At 28.8% G+C, this 22,725-nt stretch carries 29 protein-coding genes; all 29 read right to left on the reverse strand.

Going from position 1 to position 22,725, the window contains the following annotated elements; translation table 11 throughout:
- Positions 1-47: 47 nt before the first annotated feature.
- Positions 48-1,709, reverse strand: a complete 1,662-nt coding sequence (locus HGJ18_RS05925; RefSeq protein WP_253698157.1) for a HEAT repeat domain-containing protein — start codon at positions 1,707-1,709, stop codon at positions 48-50.
- A gap of 87 nt (positions 1,710-1,796) precedes the next feature.
- Positions 1,797-2,456 carry a hypothetical protein gene (locus HGJ18_RS05930; RefSeq protein WP_253698158.1) on the reverse strand — a complete coding sequence of 220 codons (660 nt, stop codon included), beginning with the start codon at positions 2,454-2,456 and terminating at the stop codon, positions 1,797-1,799.
- A 120-nt stretch (positions 2,457-2,576) separates the two neighbouring features.
- Entirely contained in the window at positions 2,577-3,095 is a 519-nt protein-coding gene (locus tag HGJ18_RS05935; RefSeq protein ID WP_253698159.1) for a YcxB family protein, read from the reverse strand.
- Positions 3,096-3,550: 455 nt separating this feature from the next.
- Positions 3,551-4,009, reverse strand: coding sequence for a hypothetical protein (locus tag HGJ18_RS05940; protein ID WP_253698160.1), 459 nt, complete (start codon positions 4,007-4,009; stop codon positions 3,551-3,553).
- A 243-nt stretch (positions 4,010-4,252) separates the two neighbouring features.
- Positions 4,253-5,056, reverse strand: coding sequence for a hypothetical protein (locus tag HGJ18_RS05945; RefSeq protein ID WP_253698161.1), 804 nt, complete (start codon positions 5,054-5,056; stop codon positions 4,253-4,255).
- An 814-nt stretch (positions 5,057-5,870) separates the two neighbouring features.
- Positions 5,871-6,188 (reverse strand): TfoX/Sxy family protein, encoded by a 318-nt coding sequence (locus tag HGJ18_RS05950; RefSeq protein WP_253673541.1) that lies wholly within the window; start codon positions 6,186-6,188, stop codon positions 5,871-5,873.
- Between the two features lie 169 nt (positions 6,189-6,357).
- Positions 6,358-6,750 (reverse strand): VOC family protein, encoded by a 393-nt coding sequence (locus tag HGJ18_RS05955; protein WP_002683256.1) that lies wholly within the window; start codon positions 6,748-6,750, stop codon positions 6,358-6,360.
- Positions 6,751-6,855: 105 nt separating this feature from the next.
- Positions 6,856-7,788, reverse strand: coding sequence for a hypothetical protein (locus HGJ18_RS05960; RefSeq protein WP_253698162.1), 933 nt, complete (start codon positions 7,786-7,788; stop codon positions 6,856-6,858).
- A gap of 89 nt (positions 7,789-7,877) precedes the next feature.
- Entirely contained in the window at positions 7,878-9,299 is a 1,422-nt protein-coding gene (locus tag HGJ18_RS05965) for a hypothetical protein (protein WP_253698163.1), read from the reverse strand.
- Between the two features lie 98 nt (positions 9,300-9,397).
- A complete protein-coding gene (locus tag HGJ18_RS05970; RefSeq protein ID WP_253698164.1) occupies positions 9,398-9,718 on the reverse strand; it encodes a type II toxin-antitoxin system RelE/ParE family toxin in 321 nt (106 codons plus the stop codon).
- On the reverse strand, positions 9,718-9,963 hold the full coding sequence (locus tag HGJ18_RS05975) for a type II toxin-antitoxin system prevent-host-death family antitoxin (protein ID WP_253698165.1): 246 nt from the start codon (positions 9,961-9,963) through the stop codon (positions 9,718-9,720). Before HGJ18_RS05975 ends, HGJ18_RS05970 begins: the two co-directional genes overlap by 1 nt.
- A 429-nt stretch (positions 9,964-10,392) precedes the next feature.
- On the reverse strand, positions 10,393-10,650 hold the full coding sequence (locus tag HGJ18_RS05980) for a hypothetical protein (protein WP_253698166.1): 258 nt from the start codon (positions 10,648-10,650) through the stop codon (positions 10,393-10,395).
- Positions 10,643-10,930, reverse strand: a complete 288-nt coding sequence (locus HGJ18_RS05985; RefSeq protein ID WP_253698167.1) for a toxin — start codon at positions 10,928-10,930, stop codon at positions 10,643-10,645. Before HGJ18_RS05985 ends, HGJ18_RS05980 begins: the two co-directional genes overlap by 8 nt.
- A gap of 345 nt (positions 10,931-11,275) precedes the next feature.
- Positions 11,276-12,046, reverse strand: a complete 771-nt coding sequence (locus HGJ18_RS05990) for an NERD domain-containing protein (protein ID WP_253698168.1) — start codon at positions 12,044-12,046, stop codon at positions 11,276-11,278.
- A 13-nt stretch (positions 12,047-12,059) separates the two neighbouring features.
- Positions 12,060-12,647 carry a hypothetical protein gene (locus tag HGJ18_RS05995; RefSeq protein ID WP_253698169.1) on the reverse strand — a complete coding sequence of 196 codons (588 nt, stop codon included), beginning with the start codon at positions 12,645-12,647 and terminating at the stop codon, positions 12,060-12,062.
- Between the two features lie 211 nt (positions 12,648-12,858).
- Positions 12,859-13,668: a hypothetical protein gene (locus HGJ18_RS06000; protein WP_253698170.1), complete on the reverse strand. Its 810-nt coding sequence runs from the start codon at positions 13,666-13,668 to the stop codon at positions 12,859-12,861.
- Between the two features lie 633 nt (positions 13,669-14,301).
- Positions 14,302-14,637, reverse strand: coding sequence for a DUF3969 family protein (locus HGJ18_RS06005; RefSeq protein WP_253698171.1), 336 nt, complete (start codon positions 14,635-14,637; stop codon positions 14,302-14,304).
- A 329-nt stretch (positions 14,638-14,966) separates the two neighbouring features.
- Complete coding sequence (locus tag HGJ18_RS06010; RefSeq protein ID WP_253698172.1) at positions 14,967-15,791, reverse strand: HAD family hydrolase; 825 nt, start codon at positions 15,789-15,791, stop codon at positions 14,967-14,969.
- Positions 15,792-15,869: 78 nt separating this feature from the next.
- Positions 15,870-16,073 (reverse strand): transglycosylase domain-containing protein, encoded by a 204-nt coding sequence (locus HGJ18_RS06015; RefSeq protein WP_366793589.1) that lies wholly within the window; start codon positions 16,071-16,073, stop codon positions 15,870-15,872.
- Entirely contained in the window at positions 16,069-16,275 is a 207-nt protein-coding gene (locus tag HGJ18_RS06020; RefSeq protein WP_253698173.1) for a hypothetical protein, read from the reverse strand. Before HGJ18_RS06020 ends, HGJ18_RS06015 begins: the two co-directional genes overlap by 5 nt.
- Before the next feature lie 159 nt (positions 16,276-16,434).
- Positions 16,435-16,608, reverse strand: a complete 174-nt coding sequence (locus tag HGJ18_RS06025; protein WP_253698174.1) for a hypothetical protein — start codon at positions 16,606-16,608, stop codon at positions 16,435-16,437.
- A gap of 103 nt (positions 16,609-16,711) precedes the next feature.
- A complete protein-coding gene (locus tag HGJ18_RS06030) occupies positions 16,712-16,987 on the reverse strand; it encodes a helix-turn-helix domain-containing protein (RefSeq protein ID WP_002689021.1) in 276 nt (91 codons plus the stop codon).
- Between the two features lie 7 nt (positions 16,988-16,994).
- Positions 16,995-17,381 (reverse strand): type II toxin-antitoxin system RelE/ParE family toxin, encoded by a 387-nt coding sequence (locus HGJ18_RS06035; RefSeq protein WP_366793534.1) that lies wholly within the window; start codon positions 17,379-17,381, stop codon positions 16,995-16,997.
- A gap of 154 nt (positions 17,382-17,535) precedes the next feature.
- Complete coding sequence (locus HGJ18_RS06040) at positions 17,536-18,162, reverse strand: SIMPL domain-containing protein (protein ID WP_301338939.1); 627 nt, start codon at positions 18,160-18,162, stop codon at positions 17,536-17,538.
- A gap of 263 nt (positions 18,163-18,425) precedes the next feature.
- Positions 18,426-19,097: a hypothetical protein gene (locus tag HGJ18_RS06045; RefSeq protein ID WP_253698178.1), complete on the reverse strand. Its 672-nt coding sequence runs from the start codon at positions 19,095-19,097 to the stop codon at positions 18,426-18,428.
- A 114-nt stretch (positions 19,098-19,211) separates the two neighbouring features.
- A complete protein-coding gene (locus tag HGJ18_RS06050; protein ID WP_253698179.1) occupies positions 19,212-19,805 on the reverse strand; it encodes a tetratricopeptide repeat protein in 594 nt (197 codons plus the stop codon).
- A gap of 95 nt (positions 19,806-19,900) precedes the next feature.
- On the reverse strand, positions 19,901-20,119 hold the full coding sequence (locus tag HGJ18_RS06055; RefSeq protein WP_253698180.1) for a hypothetical protein: 219 nt from the start codon (positions 20,117-20,119) through the stop codon (positions 19,901-19,903).
- A 3-nt stretch (positions 20,120-20,122) separates the two neighbouring features.
- Positions 20,123-21,097: a hypothetical protein gene (locus HGJ18_RS06060; protein ID WP_253698181.1), complete on the reverse strand. Its 975-nt coding sequence runs from the start codon at positions 21,095-21,097 to the stop codon at positions 20,123-20,125.
- Between the two features lie 1,017 nt (positions 21,098-22,114).
- Positions 22,115-22,720, reverse strand: a complete 606-nt coding sequence (locus HGJ18_RS06065; protein ID WP_253698183.1) for a zinc ribbon domain-containing protein — start codon at positions 22,718-22,720, stop codon at positions 22,115-22,117.
- Positions 22,721-22,725: the final 5 nt, after the last annotated feature.

Raw genomic sequence — 22,725 nt, forward strand, 5'->3', positions numbered from 1 at the left:
GTTTTATTACTTAACCCACTATTGATTATTTACACTGCTAGGACGTGTTAGTTGTTCCAATTTGCAAGTAATTCATTCGCTAATTCTCGAATCATATTCTCCTTACTATTTTTATATGTTTCAATATATTCTTTTGCTTTTTCGCCTTTTATTTTTGATAGAGCAACTAAATAAATTCGAGCGTTATAATCACTACTTAATCGTTCGGTTTCGCAAACTTTAACTATTGTGTCGACTGATGTTTCATCTTTTAAATTTGCTAGTCCGATAGCAGCATTTCTCTTTAACGAAAAGTCAGAATTAGTATTTTCTAAAATTTTCAGAAATATCTTTTTATGATTTTGTTTTGGAAAATTCGATAGATATTCAATCGAGCTTCTTTGCCAATCTAAACTCTTTTCAGTTTGATATATTTTTTCATAAAGAGTTTGAAGCGTGTCTAGTTTATTTTCTATCAATATGTTGGTAATTGAAACAACTCTTTTTTCTGGTTTTTCCAACATTTCTATTAGTTTATTTAAAACTTCACTAGATTGACTTCCTTTCAAAACATCTACAGTCCAATACCTAACTGAAGAATCTTTATTATCTAAATAGGTAAAAATTATATCCTTTGACTCTTTGTCATTTCTACCACCCAACACACTAATTAGATATTTTTGAATTTCGATGTGTTTTGTAGTTCTTAATGCGTCTTGAACATCTTTTAAAACTTCATCTGAAAATAATAGAGGCTGTTCCGATACACTAAAAAAATAATTTTTAGGAATCTCTTTTGTAGAAACTAAATACAACCAAAATTTTATATTTTCTGTATTTTTTGATTCATAAAATCCGTCTAATAAATCCTTGGAAATAGGATTTTCATTTTTACTTAACTCTTTTAGATAATCAACATCTTCTTTTGTCGGACTATTAGCTAAAGCTTGAATTGCAATTCTTCGAGTTTGTGTATTATTTAATAATGGAATAAAAGTGTTTTTGAGGTTGCCAATTCTAAGTTCTTTTACTGAATAAATAGCGTAACCCTTTATACTATAATCCCAGTTTTTAACAGCATCTAGTAGTATTTTTTCAGTTTTTTTATTTTTACCTGTAACCGAAAATATTTGAGCAGCTAGGACTTTTGCTTTTACATTTTCACTATTAATTCTATCATAAGCAGTTTTTTGTAGAGAATTCTTATTTAGTTGAAAATATAAAGGAATCATATGACTATCTCCAAAATTTTCGTATTCTACCAAAAAATCAAATAGAGCTGTTGTGTGATTGGTTTTTAAATGCATCAAAGCCATACCAGCCCAAATAATATTGCCCATAGATTTTTCGGTTTTAATTCTCTTTAAGAGCTTTTTTTCAAATTTTATGTCGCCAGCGCCTGCAATTACCAAATAAGACAATAATCGTTGATTTTCATTTTTTGAATTAAATAAAATTTTAATATTATTTTTGTAACTAGCAGTTTCTTTAAATTTCGACAGCGGATATTCAACTATTTGCTCATTTTTTAGATTTGCCATGAGTTGCTTCATATCACTGTGTGGTGTTAGGAAATTTGAATATGTCTGAAACATTTTATTTAAGTCAGCTTCAGTAAACTCCATTTTGGTTGTGTTGATAAAATCTTTTTCAAAATCTTCAATTTTTTGTCCAAATAAAGTAACTGAAAAGAATGTGATTAGTATCATTGTTAAAATATATTTCTTCATTCTTTCTCCTTTCGCGCCGATAGGCGTCGTTCTAACTTCTCGCTTAACCTGCATTGCCGTAAAGGCAATGTCAGGTTGAAGCGGGTGTTAGATGTTTCCATCTATTTTATTGGCTTTTAAAACTGCATGTATCATATCATCATTTTTATACTGCTCGCCTAATTCTTTTATATTCTCAATAAATTTCTTACTATCTTCAATATATTCATAAAAAGAATACACCTCAAGATTTCCTTTTGCATAACAATAAAATATGTCATTATATTTTTTACACAATTTGAAAAATAACTTATAGTTTTTTGTTTTAATTAAATAATATAATAAATGCATTACAGGGTGTATAATAGTATCCATTATCATATACCGCCATAATTCAAATGAAAAACCTGTTGGCAAATCTTTTCTCTGTAAATCCGCTTCTGTATACAATAGCACAATATTTTTATATTCATTCAGTTTAAAGATTAGTTTCTTCTGTAATTCTGTAATATGCTTATTCTTATTTTTTATATAATTTTGTTTATTGAATATATCGATATTACTTATTTCTTGAAAATCTTGGTTATGTACAATAGCGTTTAGTTTATTTTTTGAAAACATAATCCATTCCAAAAGATGCGCAATGACATCTTTATAATTCCAATCATCATAATTACTGACAAGTTGTTCACTTTTGTAACTACTTATAAAATCAGCAATATCTATTTCTATTTTATTGATTTTTGTTATTATTTCTTTAGGTTTCATACTTCTATTATACCTTTTTTTAATATTAAATCTAGATTTATACCTGAAAAATTCAGCTCGTGCAGTAGCACGAGTCCATCTAACATTCGCTTAACCTGCACTTGCGGCTTGTCCGCAATGTCAGGTTGAAGCGAGTGTTAGGCGAAAATCTTTTATTTTATCAGTAAATAACATTTTTAAACCTTCTATTTCTTCCTTTTTTATTGCTCGTTTAGGGATTACAGAATACATATTTTTGCCATAAAATAATAAAAAAGTCTCATTCGTTTCAATTCCACGATTGTAGAAATTCCACTCAATTTTACTTTCAACCCCATTTGTAGCATATAATATATTTTCTTCAGAAAATATTAGTTTTTGCTTATGTTTATTTTTAGGATTTATATAAAAATGAATTCTAATAATTACATATGCAATTCTATATATATTGAATAAATCATTAATTCCAAATAATAGAAATATTATTGCTATCCACCTAAAATAATTAGAAAAATTAACAATACAATAAATTGATATCAATATAATAATAATTCCAAATATTTTATCAAATATATTCCATACTTTTCTTTTCTCAATTTCATTAAAAGCATGTAAATAGTCTTTAATATTATTAGTATATTCTAAAACATATTTCTGCATTTCTTATCCTCCAATTTGTTTTATTCAATTTAGATATCCCAAGTATCTCCATATAACCGCGTTTTATAATCGTTTATTTTATTTATAGTACTTTTATTAATAATTTATATCGCAAACAACTTTTAACCAAATCTTATATTTTAGCTACAAATAATTAATTGATAATTTAAATTTTATATTTTTAACTTTTTATATTACTTCAATCATAAATTAAACAATATAAATTTAATTATAATTTTATAATATATATAAATCTAAACTTTATATTATAGAATATTAATTCTAAAATTAGATTAACAATAAGGTTTTATTTTTCATGTAGCTTTTTAAAAAACAAAAAAAATTACTATAAAAAAATAAGTTACAGTTAATCGTGCCGCTAGGCATCCGCCTAACTGCCGCTTGACCTGCATTTGCGGCTTGTCCGCAATGTCAGGTTGAAGCGGGTGTTAGGTTTATGGGCTCGGTCTAAATCCAATATCATTACTTTCACTTGATATTATTCCATCCATATATCTAATATCAAATTTACCGTCTCCATAATCACTTAGACTTGGCTTATTTTTATACTTGCTTATATACTCGTCATTTTCAAAATTAGGTAATTCTCCATTCTCTTCTACATATTTAATTACATATGCTTTTAATTTATAAAGTTCTTCTTTTATTTTATTTGTTCTATGTATGTCAAAATAAAATCCAAGTAATGTAAACATTAAAGTTACAATAACTCCGAATGATAATAGATTAACTTTTTTATTTTCCATTGATTTCTTTATAAATAATATGGAAATAATGAGACCTATAAGGCATCCCACTGCAACGAAAATAATTCCAAGAGGTAGTATTAGCCCTCCTAAAAATGATATTCCTGAAGCAAGTAATAATAATATTCCATACACAAAACTAAGCATTACCTACCTCTTTTTTAATAATATTTATTTTTCGATAACATATTTTTATACAATCTAATTCACACTTTATATCCGAATCAATTCATCAAGTTGATGTTATGCTGAAAAGCACAATCAATGCTAGGGAAAACTTGATTCCTTTAATTTAAAGATAAAACAAGCGTGCAGCGTCAACCTAACATTCGCTTAACCTGCATTTGCGGCTCGTCCGCAATGTCAGGTTGAAGCGGGTGTTATGTGAGTTTATTTTTTTATATATTGATATTCAACTTTTTTATTATTTCTATAAGCATACAGAATTTTCTTTTCTTCATCAATTCGAATTTTACCGATTTTGATTTGTTTTTTTGAAGGCATATTTTCATACTGATAAATGCAAAGTAAACCGTTTTTTATACCCCAATATTCAATTGGACCGGTAACAAAAGAATCTTTTTTCCCATAAGTACAAGTTACTGTTTGCATTCCATCATCTGCTTTATGAAATACAAAAGTTTCTATTTTCGTATCGGATATAAGTTCAAAACGATGATTGATAATTTCTTCTTCACTCCAATGGAATAATAAATCGCTGTTTGTATAAATTTCAATCCAATTGGTAATTTTCTTTATAATTTCATTTCTGTTGTCTTCGGATACATGAATATAATGCCAGAAATCAGCTGCACTATGTACTTCTCTTTTTATATTTTTATACATTACATTTTCAAAATAATCATCAGACATTTTATACATATCGAGAAGCATACAAATAGCAACATCACCCTCCGTCATAGGACAAACCAAATTGGGAATGCAATATTTCGTTTCTTTTATAGATTTTGCTTTTTCAAGTAGCAAAGTTGTGTTACTATGATTTTCTATTATCTTTCGATAACTCTTATCCAAGGCTTCGATAGAATTTACATTGGCTGTTTTTAATACAATATATTTTTCATTAAGTTTTTTATGCACAAAACTTTCAAATAAATCATTTGCAGATTTTTCTTTACAAGAAACAAGACTAATGGAAGATATAAAAAAGAATAGCAATACTTTTACTTTCATTAATATTCTCCTTGCTGCCGTTATTGACGGCAGTCCACATAACATTCGCTTAACCTGCATTTGCGGCTCGTCCGCAATGTCAGGTTGAAGCGGGCGTTATGTGTTAATTTTCAATTTCCCTTTTAAATAAAATTATAAGCAAAACTTTTATATCTTAATAGTTCGATTAAATTCTCGCCCCCACTCTTTTAGCTAAATATCCAAAACTTGATTATCATCATACATATTAAAAAAAATTATTTTACATTTTTTTCTACTTACTCAGCAAATTGAGTATCTGTATAGTAAAGACAATAGTAATGTAATCAATATGCGAACTATAATATGAGACCATTCTAAATTCCCAGCCACATAACCGGTAAAAATTACTAATGGAATCATTAACACTAAAGAAAGATATACAAGCCATGGTAGATTCGTAACCGCAGCCGAAATCAACAAAATAGATCCGACAAAATACAGCAAGTGAACAGTTTTAAAACCTATCCCCTTAATTTCTGCAATCACTGCAATAAGAGTCAGAATTGCATACAATCCGATAAATCCTCTAGAAAAAATATTAAGTATAGTTTTCAATTTTCTCCCTCTTTTTTCCTATAAATTTATTTTTAGATCGAAATAAATGTTATAGGTCGGTTCCGCACAAGTCTTTCCGCAAGCGGTTAGCTTGTCCACATAACTGCCGCTTAACCTGCATTGCCGTGCCCGTATAGGGCTTGGCGTGGAAATTGCATAAAAGAAGCGGAGTCGCTTTAGCGGCGCAGCGTCATAAGCAATTTCCATGACAAAGGCAATGTCAGCGTTGAAGCGGGTGTTAGGACTTTTTTCTCTTTTGTTCCGGCAGTTCCTCATACATACCCAAAATCAAATCCCGAAGAAATTCACGGTTATCTATCGCATCAACTAAAATCATTTCTTTTGTACCGGCATACGGCACTTCATATGATGCATCAGGTATTTTTTCCATTACTGATTTTGTAGGCTTTACGAGAAAACGATCATCATATATCCCGCCGATGATTTTATCTTTATAATAAATTATATACTCTCCCATCATCTGTCGAAACCTTATATCTTCCAAATCAGAAAGCTGGTCAAGTACAAAATCTAAGTAATCTTTAGTAGACGCCATTACTTATTATTCTCCTTTTTGAGGTATAAAGCAACTTGCTATTTATATATTTTTCATTTCTGTAAGAAAATACTTTTTAATTTCCTAAAAAGTTAAAATACAGCAGCCTTAACTTCGCCTAAAAGTTCAATTTACTTTTTTAGTAATATGATCTTGATAAAAATATACTTTATTCTTTCACGAAAGAACCGATTTCTACAAGATTTCCTTCGGGGTCGGCAATGTAGCAAGTTCGCTGTCCCCAAGGCTCTGTTGTAGGCGGCATTACAGATTCTCCACCCTTTGCGACTATTTCATTATATGCTTTATCCACTGCCGCAAAATTTTCTACACCTAAGGCAATTTCAAAATGCCCATTTATCTTTTCTGCATAATTGAATTTTGTAGAAGTCATCTTTTCAAAATCTGAGCGTCTGTAAAATAAAAACAGAGTGCCGTCCTTTTCAAGAAATACATTCGATGCATCTTCTGCCTCTTTGATTTCAAATCCCAATATATCCCTGTAAAAACGCACCATTGTCGGCATATCTTTTACAAAAACACCAAATCCATCTAATTTCATAGATTTCCTCCAAAACATCGCACGCCAGCGGCGTGTCGTCCTAACTACCGCTTAACCTGCATTGCCGCAAAGGCAATGTCAGCGTTGAAGCGGGTGTTAGGTGTCTTACATAAAGGTTATATTTCTTACAAATTCTTTTTTTGTATAAACTTTAGTTTTTATATGGAAATAGGCATATAAAAATCCAATTTTTTCACTATGTTTTTCATCATTTGTTATATAATATTTAGAACTAGCTCCCCAAAAAAAATGTTCGGAATCAGTTGTTATATTATTTATATTATTTTTTTTATTTATTTTCTCTGAAAATGCTGGTAAAAATTCTAACATATTCGAAGCTGTTGTTATCTGTTCTCCGAACTTAATTTTGTCTTGTGACTTATTCGATAATGATAAAAAACTATTAAATATTTCAGAAAAATTATTCATTATTGTGCATCTATCTGATAAAAAGTGTTTATATATCGGTAAATTTAACACTTCTTGAAAAGCAGGACAATTAATTTTTATTAATTCTTCCAATGAATTTTTAAATTTTTTTTGCATTTGATAATTTTCAAATATTACTGGGTAAAGACTCTTAGCAAATGTGTTAATCAGTTCAGGGGACATGATAAAATTATTCTTTTCCAAATAGGGAAATAAAATATTATCTTGTGATATTTTATTCATATCAACTCTATACCTTGGAAATAGAAAAGTACAATTTACTTTTTTTATCATAGCATTTTGCTGTTTCAAATACTCCATAACTTCTTGGGAGTTTTTCTTTTCAATATAAAAATCATTTTCATTATCCGCATTATAATGTAAGCAATAATTATCGCAAAACATACTAATAAATTTTAAATCTTCGTCTATGTATTCCTTATTTGTAGAACGAGATAAATCTCTTATATGAGAATATGAATACGGGAAAATATAATTTCTCTGCTTTGCTTTGCTTAAAATATTTTTTAAATCCTCTGCATTTCTATTCTGTTTTATATCTTGAAATATATTCCAGTCTAAATAAATTAATTTATCTGTCTTTTCCATATATTATTTTCCTGCGCCATTAGGCGTCAACCTAACATTCGCTTAACCTGCATTTGCGGCTTGTCCGCAATGTCAGGTTGAAGCGGGTGTTAGTTGTATGGTCTTATCAACTCTACAAATACCTTATCTTTATATGCAGTAGGAGCATTCTTAATATCCTTTAGTAGATAGTCAAGAATTTGCTGAACTCTTGGGGCAATAGCGATTGTCCTAAGTAAAGTAAGTATTGATTCATAATGTTTGAAACAAATTGCATTATATATTCTAGCACCGACAACTGGATCAAAAGTCATTAAAACCAGTTTTGCGATCATATCATCATCAAGTAAGGAGAGGAATTTGTCATAAAGAGGTAAACCACCTGGACTTACGCCATCACAGTATGAATATCCTCTTCCAATTCTACAAAGCAAAACGGTTCGAATTATTTTTTCTGAAACTTCAGAGGGAATATCTGATGTAGTTTTGCAAAATAGTAATATTTCAGACATTATTGGTGGTTCGTTATAGTAATTATCTCGCCCAGTACGAGCATCTTCTAATCGATCAACTAAGTCATTTAAGGTTGATACTCTTGCTGGTAAGGATTCATATCTACGTCCATCAACTATTGTTAGAAATTCTATTCCATTTTTCAGTTTTTCTTGATGAAGGTTTGTTCTAAAACCATCAATAATGACTCCTATTTTAAATTTCAAAGATTCTTGACAACAATCCCAAATTACAGGAGCTATTCTAGCTATATTTGCTTTCAAAACTTGCGTTGTATTTGGATCAATAAATATACCGAAAATGGTAATAACCATATTATTAACATGTGGTAATGACAACTGTCTTATTTCTTGAATTAGGCGTTGTACGGTTGCCTGATCAATTGGTTTATCAGCTGTTTTTATATTATCAATGAACGCTTTGATTTTTATTGCTGATTCAGAGGGACGGTCTTGCAGAACATCTTTCACACATGTCTGCAACCATCCAAGTAACTCATATCCACCAATACTTTCAACATTGGGATGTGAAGCAGCTACATCGTTGCGCATATTAAGTATGTGCAATAGTTTCTTATAAACAACTTCTGAAATTAGTTCTAGTTTTTTACATGTGTCTAGAAGTACAACATCTTTTAATCCTGCAAGATCTTTTTCATCTTTGTATAATTCACGATTTTTTCCTCCAACAGCGGCATCAAAAAACAAATCAATACCATAAATACTTGCTTTTTTTCTTAGATTTAATACTACTTCATTCCAGATGTAATTTAGTGCTGCATCAAATAAACCTATAGCACTAGCTCCAACAAATTTTGACAAGTATCTAGCATCACGTTTTTCTTCATTGGGTAATGCCGCTATAAATTTAGGCAAATTAGCACTAATGACGGCTCTTTCCGTGTCATTTGCAATGATATTATCTGCCGGTAAACCATACTGTGCTAAATATTCCACGAAAATATTGGTTTCTACGGCTAATTCCTTACTACCACCAATCGGTGCCAATTGATTTGACATATTTTCTCCTTTTTTCGCGCCGAAGGCGTCCAACTAACATTCGCTTAACCTGCATTTGCGGCTTGTCCGCAATGTCAGGTTGAAGCGGTAGTTAGACGCTATTTGCTATTCGCTCCAAACAAAATACGAACAAAATCTCTTCTTGAATACAAAATCCTTACAATTCTTATAACTTCGTCTTCAATTCTATAAAATATTGAATAATTATTTGCAAGCACAAACCTATAATCTGTAGGAAATGAAACATATTTTTCCACAGGAATCCCTATATTTGGAAAAACTGTCAAATTTTCATATGTTTCTATAATTTTTGAAATGGTATTATGTGCTGCTATGGGATTTTGAAGTTCATTCTCTATATAATCTTTGATTTCAAGTAAATCTGCTGCCGCTTGCGGAGCAATCTTTATCTCAAACATCAAAGTCTCACCATTTTTCTGACTTGAGCTGTGTCCAGCCATCCATTTTGCAAAGCAGATTCTTCGCCTTTCTTCAATTCAGAAAAAAGAGTTTGCGTAGCCGTCAATTTTTCGTAATCTCTTATGGAAATCACAGCATAACACCCCCTGCCATTTTTAGTAAGAAAAACCGGCGATTCATCAGCAACATCCTGCAAAACTTCATTATAATTACGCAAATCCGAAACAGGTTTTATAGCAATCATATACACCTCTAATATTCGTAATATTTTACTAAATAATTATCTTAAAATACTTATAAAATGTCAAGTGGATTAAACTCTCATATTTTTTACTAATTGTGAATAAAGAGCTCTCTATGACCATCCGAAGGACTTTTAGTTCGTTGATTTCCTTAATAAGTTAAAAAACACTTGGATAAAAGTTTACTTTTTCTTACTCAATTAGTCATTATAATAAAACATAACTTTATTCAAAAAACTAAGCTATTAATTCAGGTTTTAAGCTTTAATTTACAAAAAATACACCTTATTTTTCAAAGTTACAGTTTATCGTGCCGTAAGGCATCCGTCTAACATGCAGTTAAGCTGCAAAACGTACCGGCGTTTAGCCGGCCCGCTATGTAAGAGCGGGTTTTGTCAGTCTTGAACTGCGTGTTAGACGCATTGAATTATTTATCTTTCTATCAGCTTTCCGGTTAAATATTTATGTAAAATACTTCCTGCAAAAACTTCATATTCCATACCTTCTTCAAAAGCTTTGGCCTTTAGATTATTCATATCTTGCTTGACAAGCATTATATCTATCTTCTCTCTTTTCATAAGCATACTTTCAGCAGCCTTTTTTAAATCATTACTAAGATCATAAAAATTTTTTACCGATTTCCATTCATCATTTTCTATAGATTCATACAACTCTTTTTCTCTATTCATTTTCTTCTCCTTTCCAGTCAAGATATTTCGACGTATATTTTCTACTTGGAAAAATAGTTTTCAAAAAACAAACATCATTTTCAAGTACACAAGGAACTACATATACATATCTATCAATTTCTACAAGAAGCAAAAGTTGATTTGGATATTTTTCTTTGTTTGGATGCTCTAAAATATCCAATAAACCATCTTGCTCAATTGCCACAATAATCCGCTCAAACGATATATTTCTATCTCTTTTAAGCATCATATTTTTTTCATTATTCCAATCGAATATCATACTATAAATAATATATCACTTTTTCAATCTTTTAACAATAAATCTTAATACTACAAATATTTATTATAATTACCACGACCGTCCGAAGGACTTTTATTTCGTTGATTTCCTTAGCTAGTTTAAAATCCTTAGATAAAAGTTTATTTTTACTTATCCAAGTGTAGATATTATAACATAACTTTATCCAAAGAACATAAGCTTTTAATTTTGGTTTTATGCTTTAATTTATAAAAAATACACCCTATTTTTCAAAGTTACAGTTTATCGTGCCGTAAGGCATCATCTGTCTAACTACCGCTTAACCTGCATTTGCGGCTTGTCCGCAATGTCAGGTTGAAGCGGGTGTTATGTGTTTATTTTAAAAAAAGGCATAGTAAATCTACATCTTGGATAATTCGAACATCCATAAAATTTACCAGATTTACCTTCTCTTAATTTTAACTCACTATTACATCGAGGACAAATTAAATTCTCCATTTTTAATTTTCTTTCAACTACAGTTTGTCTTATATTGTTAATATGTTCAACTTTTATTTCCTCGTCAACAATATTTTTACTTGAAAGTAAGTTTACAATTTTCTGAATTTCTATTTCTGTAAGACACTTATTTGTAGTATCCGAGTAAATCAAGTCTAAAAGATCATCATCATAAATTACAGGCATATTAGATTCTATGTTTTTTAATTCCGCATTACCAACAAAAACGACAATAGGAAAATATTTTATATCGCTATATTCTGCAAATAGTTCTTTTATTGCAAAAACATGAGCCTGATTTTGTTTTACAGGATTTCTAAATTTATTCTTTTCATTATAAATTACTTGCATCCAATATTCAGCTTTTTCATTTCCAAAAATCCAACCGCTGTAATTTTTTGTTTCTATTACAAAAATTCCATAAGCAGAGATTACTATATGGTCTATCTGTGTTGTTTTACCATTTTTTGTCCGTAACATTACATCATTAAAAACTTTATACTCATTTTCATCCAATGATGATAAAATTTTCGATACATAATGTTCCCCCATTTCTCCTCTGCTTACCCAAACCCATTTTCCAAGAAAAAAAATGACGAGGATAAAAGCAATAAAACCAAATATAATCAATAACATCATACTATTTTAAAATTTAGAATACGGAATCGTGGTCATCTTCAACACCGTTTGCATTATTAAAATAGTAGTATAATACAAGATGTGCTGTCCCATCAAAACAGCCATCCGCTACAATACAATCTAATACAATACCTTCCAAGTCATCCATAAGTGTAGTTTTCTCATCCCATATTGCGGATAGTTCACGAGAACCTTCTCTTAACGAATAAAACCAATATTCATCTTTTTGATAATAAGAATTAGCCGTATTTTTATATCTATCATTCACTTTTGGTTTCCCATAAGTTTTAGCAATTCTATCTTTAACAGAAGTAAAAGCATTTTGAATTTCTGTACCATATTTATTGCAGCTAATAGAATCCGAAATTGCCCTAATCTGGTACAAACCTGTTTTCTCATTTACATAAACCACATAATATGAAAAAAGAGGATGCTTTTTTATAGGTTTTACTAAATAAATTTCATCTTTTACAAAAGATGGATATTCTTCACTCTGTTCAGCAATTTCATCTATTGTCATTCCCATTTTTAAACCAAACGGAGATGCAAATATTGCAATAGATAAAAATACAAAAACATATATTAATACAAACCTTTTCATTTCTACCTCCAAGCTGCCTGAAGGGCAGTCCACATAACATCTGCTTAACCTGCATTTGCGGCTTTGCCGAAGCGAAGCGTAAGGCAAAGTTGGCGTAAAACTTGCGGTGCCGAAAAGGCACATTAAGCAAGTTTTATGACAAAACAAATGTCAGGTTGAAGCGGGTGTTAGACGATATTTCTTCTTGGTATCTTTTTTTTGCTTTCTGTATTTACACTTTATTCTTCTTCGCTTTTCTTATTTCTTTATCATTAAGTTCAATATTATTTGAAAACTCATCAAAATAACATCTTGAAAATTCTTTACATGCATTTAAGTAACAAATTAAAGCTACTTTTGAATTTATTCTTTTTACTTGTGTAGCTTTAGAAGGTGAAGTTATATTGCGTTTTTGACATATATTTTCTGCATCCTCTATTCTTAATAAAAATTCTGAAAGATTTGATGTGATTCCATTATAAATAAAGACATGTGTTCTATCTATTTTTGCAGCCTCTGATTGATTGAATAGAATTGAATTACGCTCCATCCTTATTGTATGATAAAATCCTTCAAAATTCTCATCTGGAAGTTTTTCAATATTTTTTATTGCTTTATCACAAATTTCCTCTAATTTCACAAATGCAATATCAGGAATTTCTTCCTTCCCAAATATTAGTCGCAATATACTAGGTTTTAATACATTTTCAATATTTTCTTTTGCAATTCTAAATTGATTTAATGAAGATATATTTTTAAAAATAATATTGATAAAATTCAAAATCAATCCTAGTAAAATACTATCAGCTATCGGATTTATGAACTCTTTATAATTTTTCCAAAGTCCATTTGTTTTTAAGTGGATTAAAATAAATACTATGCTAGAATCAATAATTAAAAGTAAAAAAACAATTTTTTTCAACCAATAATAAATTAATGGACGTTTTTTTTTATTTGCAGTTATTTTAAATAGATAAGTTATCATAATACTTACTATTACCGCAATAATAATTAATGCTATAAAAAATAGTAATTTCTTCATTTTTCCTGCTTGCCCCGCGCGTCTAACGTGCAGTTAAGCTGCAAAACGTACCGGCGTCTAGCCGGCCGCTCTTCAGAGCGGATTTTGTCAGTCTTGAACTGCGTGTTAGACACTTTTATTTTATTTATATAACTTAATATTAACAATTACGCTTTTAATTTTACACTATTTTGCTTTTTATTACAATATTTAATAAATAAAAAACTTAAAATTTTAATATAAAGCTTTATTATTTGCATATCCAACTTTCATATTACTTAACACATATATTAAAACTATTAATTTAACTATAATTCTATATTATTTATAAAACAAATCTTTTATAAATAATATTCTCTTAAATTATAAGCTTATTCTTAACAATAAACTTTATTTTTTAACTATACAGCTTTTTAATTACTAAATCATTAAAATCTAAACTAAAACTTTATTTTTATTTAACAAGTTAATTATTATAATCACCATGACCGTCCGAAGGACTTTTATTTTGTTGATTTCCTTAGCTAGTTTAAAATCCTTAGATAAAAGTTTTATTTTCTTAATATTTTCTTATCTCAAGAGTTTTATCAAGTAGTTTTTAAATTTACCTCCAATTATTTTACAGGATCATTTTTTATCACCCTTTTCTTATCATTAAAATCCATCTTGAATACCTATAGTTAGCCAACGCACATTAGAACACTCATTATATTCGGATAACAGCAATAAGGTTTGTTCTTTTAATTTATGTAATTGAGATTCCAATTCATTAGAAAGTAGCGATTCAAAATCTTCTATGTAATGACACTCTATTAACAAATCATTTATTTTCTTATTGAATTTATATTTTTTATGCATACCAACTGGAAGGATAGAATTAATTTCATTTATGGTTATCTTTTTGTTAATGACAGCTTCAAGTACTCCCAGTATAATAACTAAAAACATTTTCTCATCATACTTTTCATTAGTTATTTTTGTTATTTTCATTTTTATTATTTTCCTTACCAAGTAGCTATTAAACCTGTTCGGAAACTTCCGTTTCTGAATAGGTCACCTTGAAATGCGATGTTCTAAATCGTGCTATTTGTACGGTTTAGAACTCGTCGACCTGTTTGAAAACACAGTTATCGAACAGGTTTATTATAATAAAACATAAGTTTCCTAAAAGGACCTAACCTATTAATTGTGGGGTGCTTTAATCTACAAAAAATACACCCATTTTTCAAAGTTGCAGTTTATCGTGCCGTAAGGCATCCATCTAACATTCGCTTGACCTGCATTTGCGGCTTGTCCGCAATGTCAGGTTGAAGCGGGTGTTAGGTGATAATTCCTTTTTCAACAAGAAATTTAGCAACGCCATCGTTATCATTTGTATCAGTCACAAATTTTGCAATTATTTTCAATTCACTAATTGCATTTCCCATTGCCACATTATTTTTACAAAATTTGAACATTTCAATATCATTGTAATCATCACCAAAACAATATATATCATTAGAACTAATTTTATATTTTTTAGAAATTTCATCAATTGATTTCTCTTTTGATGCATTCTTATCCATTATTTGAATTAATGTCCTTGAATCCGTTTCTATTACATTACAAATGTTATTAAACTTTTCATTTAAATAATTTAAATCTGAATAAGAATTTATCAATATCTTATTCGGATTTTTTTGAAGTAACTTAGCCTCAGTAATAATTTCAGGACCATCCTTTACAGAATAAAAATCCTTAAAATCAAAATCGGAAGATGAAAACCATGTATCATTATCTTCGATAGAAACCACGGCAGATTTATCATTTTCTTTTATATAATAAAATACTTCCTTAAAGACATCTTTTTCTATAAAATGAGAAAAAGTTATACCATCAAAACAGCGAACAAGAGCACCATTATAATAAATATTATCAGTTGGAACTCCAAGTTTTTTAATCTTAGAATCTATGCTTCTAGGAGGGCGAGCCGTTGCTATTACAATTTTATGACCGGCTAAATATAGCTTTTGAACAGCATTTTTATTAGATTCAGATATTTCCTTTTTAGAATTTAATAAAGTTCCATCTAAATCAAATACAAATAACATTTTTCCTCCAAGCGCCCCTGAGGGGCGTCCACATAATATTCGCTTAACCTGCATTTGCGGCTTGTCCGCAATGTCAGGTTGAAGCGGGTGTTATGTGTTTTTTAATTTCTTATATATTTGATTAACTTTTTCTTATGAATATTGTTTTCTTTCTTCATTAGTAAAATCATATATAACAGGATTTATTAATAATAAGCATAAACTAATAAATTCTTTTTCTGATAATTCACTATATTCCTTATTATAATAAAATTTTGCAGCATCAATAAGACCATATTTTCCATTTCCAAAGTAAAGTCTTGAACAGACATAATTATAGCAAATTTTACTATCAATTTTTTTTCATTACATATCTTTTAGTAGCCAGTTCTATAATATTTCTGTTTATTGATAATTGTTTCTTAAAATCATTTAAATATGTACTCGCTGCAACTAAAGTAATTTTATTATTAGATGTAAATGCATCATATATTAAAAAGAAATAATTAGTAAATTCATATTCTCTTTTCTTATTAATTATATAACTAGCTATAGCCATTTGACCTTCATTTAATAAAACAGTAGTTAAATATAAAAAATTTTGTTGATTTACTTTTTCTTCTTTACTTTTTACATAAATATTTAATCCAATATATAAACATAAATATTATTAAAATTAATATAATTACAACAAATTTAATAATATTTAAGAATAGTTTCATTTTTTATCCTTGTTATTTTTTCTAGCTATTTTGACTTCTTTCTTTATTTGCTGTTTTTTTCTTAGTTCTTCAACTTTATAATCAGGATTTTCTAAGTCACACATTTCTATTATTTCCTTTTTAGATTTATTTTTAAATATTTTATAAGTTGTATGAATGCTTTTTGACATTTTAATCTTTTACCTCCAACGCTTTGCGTTGTGCACATAACATGCGCTTAACCTGCATTTGCGGCTTGTCCGCAATGTCAGGTTGAAGCGGGTGTTAGCACTTTTAAATTCTTTCTATGTTTACCCTGTAGCCAAGAGAATTTACAACAGATAAAAAAGTCTGATAATTTATTTTATCTGCTGTTTTATTATTTCGTAATTTTTGAATGATTGTCGGTGATACTTCAGCTTTCCTCGCAAGTTCTCTAACAGATATATTTTCCTCTTCCATTTTTTCAAGTATAAATTCCGATAGTAGAAAGTTATTATATTCTTTATCAAACTTCTTTTTTTGTTTTATATCATTTTTTATGTACTTATCAAAGGTCGACTCTTCCATAATCATATCACTCCTCATATAAATGTTCATATATTTTTTTATTTTCTAAAGCGATTGTCTTTTCTGCCAACGGCAGTTTATTCGTTCTTTTACAAAATCCATTTGTTACAATTATTTTCTTTCCTTTCTTAAAAAAACATAAATATCTATCAGGCTGAGGTTTAAATGCATAAATTTCATCTCCTTCATATCTGAATTTTGTTTTATCAAATATTTTACCGAAATCACCTATTTTCTTTACCAACATAAGAAATTTTCGTTTTTGAGAAGGTGATGCTTTTCTAAAGTATTCAAATGCTTGACTATATCCTGCTTTATCATAAAACCATTCAATTCTAAAAAAGACACCTTCATATATCAAGCAATTCTCTTTATCCATATTATATTGTACCATTTTTATGATACAACATCAATACCTACTACAATAAAATTTAAAAAAATTATTCTTTTTTTTGCACCGCGAAAGCGGTGTCATGCTAACTACCGCTTGACCTGCATTTGCGGCTTGTCCGCAATGTCAGGTTGAAGCGGGTGTTAGATGCTCATTCCTATTGTATTCCAAATTGTAATTTCATTGTTATTGTTGCGGTCTTTTGTTTTGATGTAGTATTAAAAGTTCCCTCCCAAGAATAATCTTCATTTGAATTTCTAGCTATTATTTGAAATACACACATATTTGCATTCTTCAATCGTCCTAGTTTAAATCCTGATTTACTCGCTATTGTTTCTGCTCTAGTTTTTGCATTTTCAGTTGCATATTCAATTAATTCTTTTTTCAATTCAGTCAGTTTCGTATAATAATATTGTGGTTTAGATGAATAGAATTCAACCCCCATATTGATTAACTCTGTAATTTCTCGTGAAATAGTTTCTATTTTCTCTACTTCGTTTGATTCAATCTTTATATCTTGCATTAAGCGATATCCCTTAAAAAGACGTTTTTGGTTTTTATCCATGTCATATATTGTTTCATATTCCTTATCAATTACTACTGCTGAAAATAAATATTCATTTGTTGACACATTTCGCTTTTTTAGAAAGTCTATTATTTTATTTTGATCAAGCTGCAATCGCTCATACGCATTTTTTAAATCAATATCAGTCTGTGAAAATGAACCAGACCATACAATCAAATCAGATTCAAAATCTTTTGTTCCCAAACCTGTTACTTGGATTACTTCACTCTATTTATTTCTTTCCAAAAATGTCTTTGATAAAACAATTAATGATATAATAATTGTAAATAGAATCATAGAAAGTTTTATAATTTCAATCTTAGATTCATTTCTTATTTCCATACCATACCTCTTATTTATAAAAAAATATTCGCACCGCGAAAGCGGTGTCCGTCTAACATTCGCTTGACCTGCATTTGCGGCTTGTCCGCAATGTCAGGTTGAAGCGGGTGTTAGACGCTATTTTTAAATATAACTATATACTATTTAATTATATTTGCTTTTATTTTATCAAACTCAGTTGGTAAAAACTCTATTTTTATTGAATCGTTAAAATATTCGTTATCAAAGCCTTGTATTATTATTGTTCCGATAAATTTTTCTACATCATATTCTCCTAGACATTCATCAAGAAATAAAAATCCAATCTGACTATAAATTTCACATTCGATCTCAGTATATCCATTGCAAAAAAGAACAATTCCTATTTTACTTTTATCTTCATCTTTTATAAACATAAATCTTATATCATTTGGACAAACTTCTTTATCTTCTATTTTAATTGAATTCTCTATTTTTCTTCTCGGGCGAAATTTTATAAAAGTCCATTCTGATAATTCCGGTTTTAATAAATACAATTTTTCTACTGCAGGAAATGCATCTAGTATTCCATCTGCACTAATTACAAAATCTCTTTTTCCATTTTTTACAGAACTAATTTCAAACGTTAGATCAGGATTTATTTTACGTAATTGAATTTGAAGTTCATTAAAAATTTTTTCCTGATTTATTTCATAATTGTATATTAATTGTGAGTTTTTACAAAACCAACACCAAAATTTTTCTTCTTTTGTCTTTACAAAACATGATATTAAGCCCATAAACATAAATCCTATAATAAATATAATTTTTTCATTTTCTTTCTTGTTGCCCATTGGGCAATCCGTCTAACATTCGCTTAACCTGCATTTGCGGCTTGTCCGCAATGTCAGGTTGAAGCGGGTGTTAGGTTTATTCTCGTTTCCAAACAGCTTAATTATAATTAGAGCTTACTCAACAGATTGAATATTAGCATACACAGACTGCATATTTTTTATAATCTTATCTACTTTACTATTATTCATTCCCAGTTTTATACTCTTTTCAATATTATTTATGCATTCTTCTTTTTTACCATTAGCCATGTTAATAATGGAACGGTTTAAATATGGAAGCGGATATTTATTATCAATACTTAAAGCCTCTTTAATATATTTTTCTGCTTCTTCATATTGTTTTTTATTTATATAAATACAACTAATATTGTGTTTAACCATGGCTAAAATATCTATCGTATAAACAGACCATGTCATCCAGAGAATCATTTTTTTCCATGGTTTTTCCTCAATACAACGCTCAAATTGTAAAAAGTGATATAATGCTTTATCTAAATCATTTTTATTCATATACTTTCTACCGGTGTAGAAATCTTGATAAAAGTATTGACTTATTCTTCCAGGTATAATAAGCAAAAGTAAACCAATAAAAAGCGAAGTAACAAGGGGATAATCCTTGTTAGTATTTGATATACTCCAATAAACAATGGTAGCAAGTGATATAAGTATTACACCGTAAAGTATTTTTAAACAGAGCGTCCTATTCATTTTTTATCCTCCGCGCCGTAGGCGTCAACCTAACATGGTTTTAAACCGCAACGCAGCCTGTCTGCGTTGTCGGCTTTGAAAACAGTGTTATGTGATTAAGATTCATCGCTTTGTTTTACTAGATTTGCAATCCCTAACCCTATAGTAATAACGGCAACAGCTCCTTTACCTATATTTACCAATCTCTTCTTTCTCTTTTCTTTCTTAGCTATTTTTTCTGCTTCCATTCTACTTTTGCATAGAAGACAAAAATCTTCATTATCATCGATTGTTTTTTTTACATTTCCATGAAATTTACCTAAACAATACTTCATTTTTTATTTCCTTCCATACAAGAATTTTTTTGATTCATTATATTGCAAAAGTAAAGTATTTGCTTGCGGAATCATTTTTTCTTCCCAAATATTAAAATTCAATTTAAGAAATGAAAAATCTGATAAGCCATTTAGTAATTTTAGATTGTTAATATCTAATATTTTTAATAGCTTACCGGAATAAGCATTTATTATTTCATAATATTTATTTTCATCATCTTTTTGCAAGTAACATTCGATTAGAAATACATCTTGTAGTGAATTTATTGCTTCTAAGATAAATGATATTTTCGTTTGTATTTCAGTATTTTTTTCTTCGTCAATTATATTTTTTGTTTTATATCTGGATAAAGAATCAATTTGACTTTCTATTTCTTTAAATAAATTAGCCTTAGCATCATCAATTTTAAATAACAATTGACTTCTTGAAATTTCTTCACCTTTTTGGAATCTTTCAAAACTCAGTTTTAATGAATCCGCAATCGTAATTCTATTATCATGGATATTTTTTAATATTTCATTTAATTTTGAATTTACTTCAATACGAAATTCTGAAATATTTTTTTGAATCTCGTCTAGTTGCATTTGCATACAAATTTGATTCATTGCTTGGGAGAGTTCTGCAGGATTGACAAGTTGTATAAACTCTTTTAAACGCATTTGATGAACAATATTACCCTTTGAATTGATAATCGTTGAAATAGTCGAACCATCTTTTCCCTTCATAATTCTTAAAGTTCCATTTTTCAAGCCTTCCTTAAACTTTTCTGGAATTATCGCTGTAAAACCTTTTTCATATTTTAAAGCATGGGAAATTATTGGGATCTGATTTAATATATACAAAAATCGATTATTTTCAATCTTGAAGCTATTATTAAGCGCTTGGCAGATTTTGGATATTTTTGTTATACATTTCTTTTCATTATTTTCATTTATAATTTGTGGAATTCTATCAAGTTTAATAATTTCATTTTCCATTTTTTTCTCCTTCAGAAGCGCCCCTGTGCGGGCGTCCACATAACGTGCAGTTAAGCTGCAAAACGTACCGGCGTCTAGCCGGCCGCTCTTCAGAGCGGGTTTTGTCAGTCTTGAACTGCGTGTTAGACACTTTTATTTTATTTATATAACTTAATATTAACAATTACGCTTTTAATTTTACACTATTTTGCTTTTTATTACAATATTTAATAAATAAAAAACTTAAAATTTTACTATAAAGCTTTATTATTTGCATATCCAACTTTCATATTACTTAATGCATATATTAAAAACTATTAATTTAACTATAATTCTATATTATTTACAAAACTAATCTTTTATAAATAATATTATCTTAAAATTATAAGCTTACTCTTAACAATAAGACTTTATTTTTTAACCTAGACAGCTTTTTAATTACTAAATCATTAAAATCAAAACTAAAACTTTATTTTCTTTAACAAGTTAATTATTATAATCACCATGACCGTCCGCAGGACTTTTATTTTGTTGATTTCCTTAGCTAGTTTAAAATACTTAGATAAAACTTTAGTTTTCCTTAACAAGTTAATTATTATAATTACCATGACCGTCCGAAGGACTTTTAACTCGTTGACTTCCTTAACAAGTTTTAAAATCCAAAGATTAAAGTTTTATTTTACTTAACAAGTAGATATTATAATAAAATATAACTTTATTCAAAGAATCTAAGCTATTACTTTGAGTTTTACGCTTTAATTTACAAAAAAATACCCTATTTTTTCAAAGTTACAGTTTATCGTGCCGTAAGGCATCGGTCTAACATCTGCTTAACCTGCATTGCCGTAAAGGCAATGTCAGGTTGAAGCGGGTGTTAGATTTATTATTCGACGACACTCCGAGTTTTGTCCCAGTATAATTATATAAAGTATAAAATACAATACGCATTATTTCACTTTATATGTATCTTACACGGATTCGACATCTTGAACATATTGTATTCATACCCACCGCTTGATATTGTTTCGGCTGCTGTACCTATTGAAGTTCGACATCTTGACGCATATTATATCCATACCCGCCGTATAAATTCTCGTATTCTTTGTATAAATATTCATATTCTTTTCTAAATTTTTCCAAACTTAAATTTAAATCAAATAGATGAATAGTCTTTTTATATAAATCATATAATCTAAAAATTTCATCACTTTGTGACAACTCCTTTTGGTACTTATTAACATATCGGTAATATCTTTGACTAATAATTGAAAAATTTTTCCTTTGAACAAGATATGAACAATAATTCGGTGTATCTACTTCCAGCATCTTTCTCATACTTGAAGTATGTGTGTAGTTGATATTTCCATGTATATAGTAATCGGAAGCAATTAAGTTTAAATTTGTAATAGATTGAATCATTGTACTTATCAAAAAATCATAAGTTCTATTTTTTTTATCACTTTTATCATTCATTATCAGCAAAAATATTATTGCAAATAAAATGAAAAAAACTCCATAAATAATATTGGAAGAGGCAAATATTTTTTTATTTAAATTAAAGTTAATCTTTTTTTGCCGTTTACCGCATTTTGGACAAAAAATATCACTCTCATTGAGTGGAGTTGAACATTTTCTACATATCATGTTAA

It is taken from the genome of Treponema denticola, from assembly GCF_024181405.1.
In the GTDB taxonomy this organism is placed as follows: domain Bacteria; phylum Spirochaetota; class Spirochaetia; order Treponematales; family Treponemataceae; genus Treponema_B; species Treponema_B denticola_D.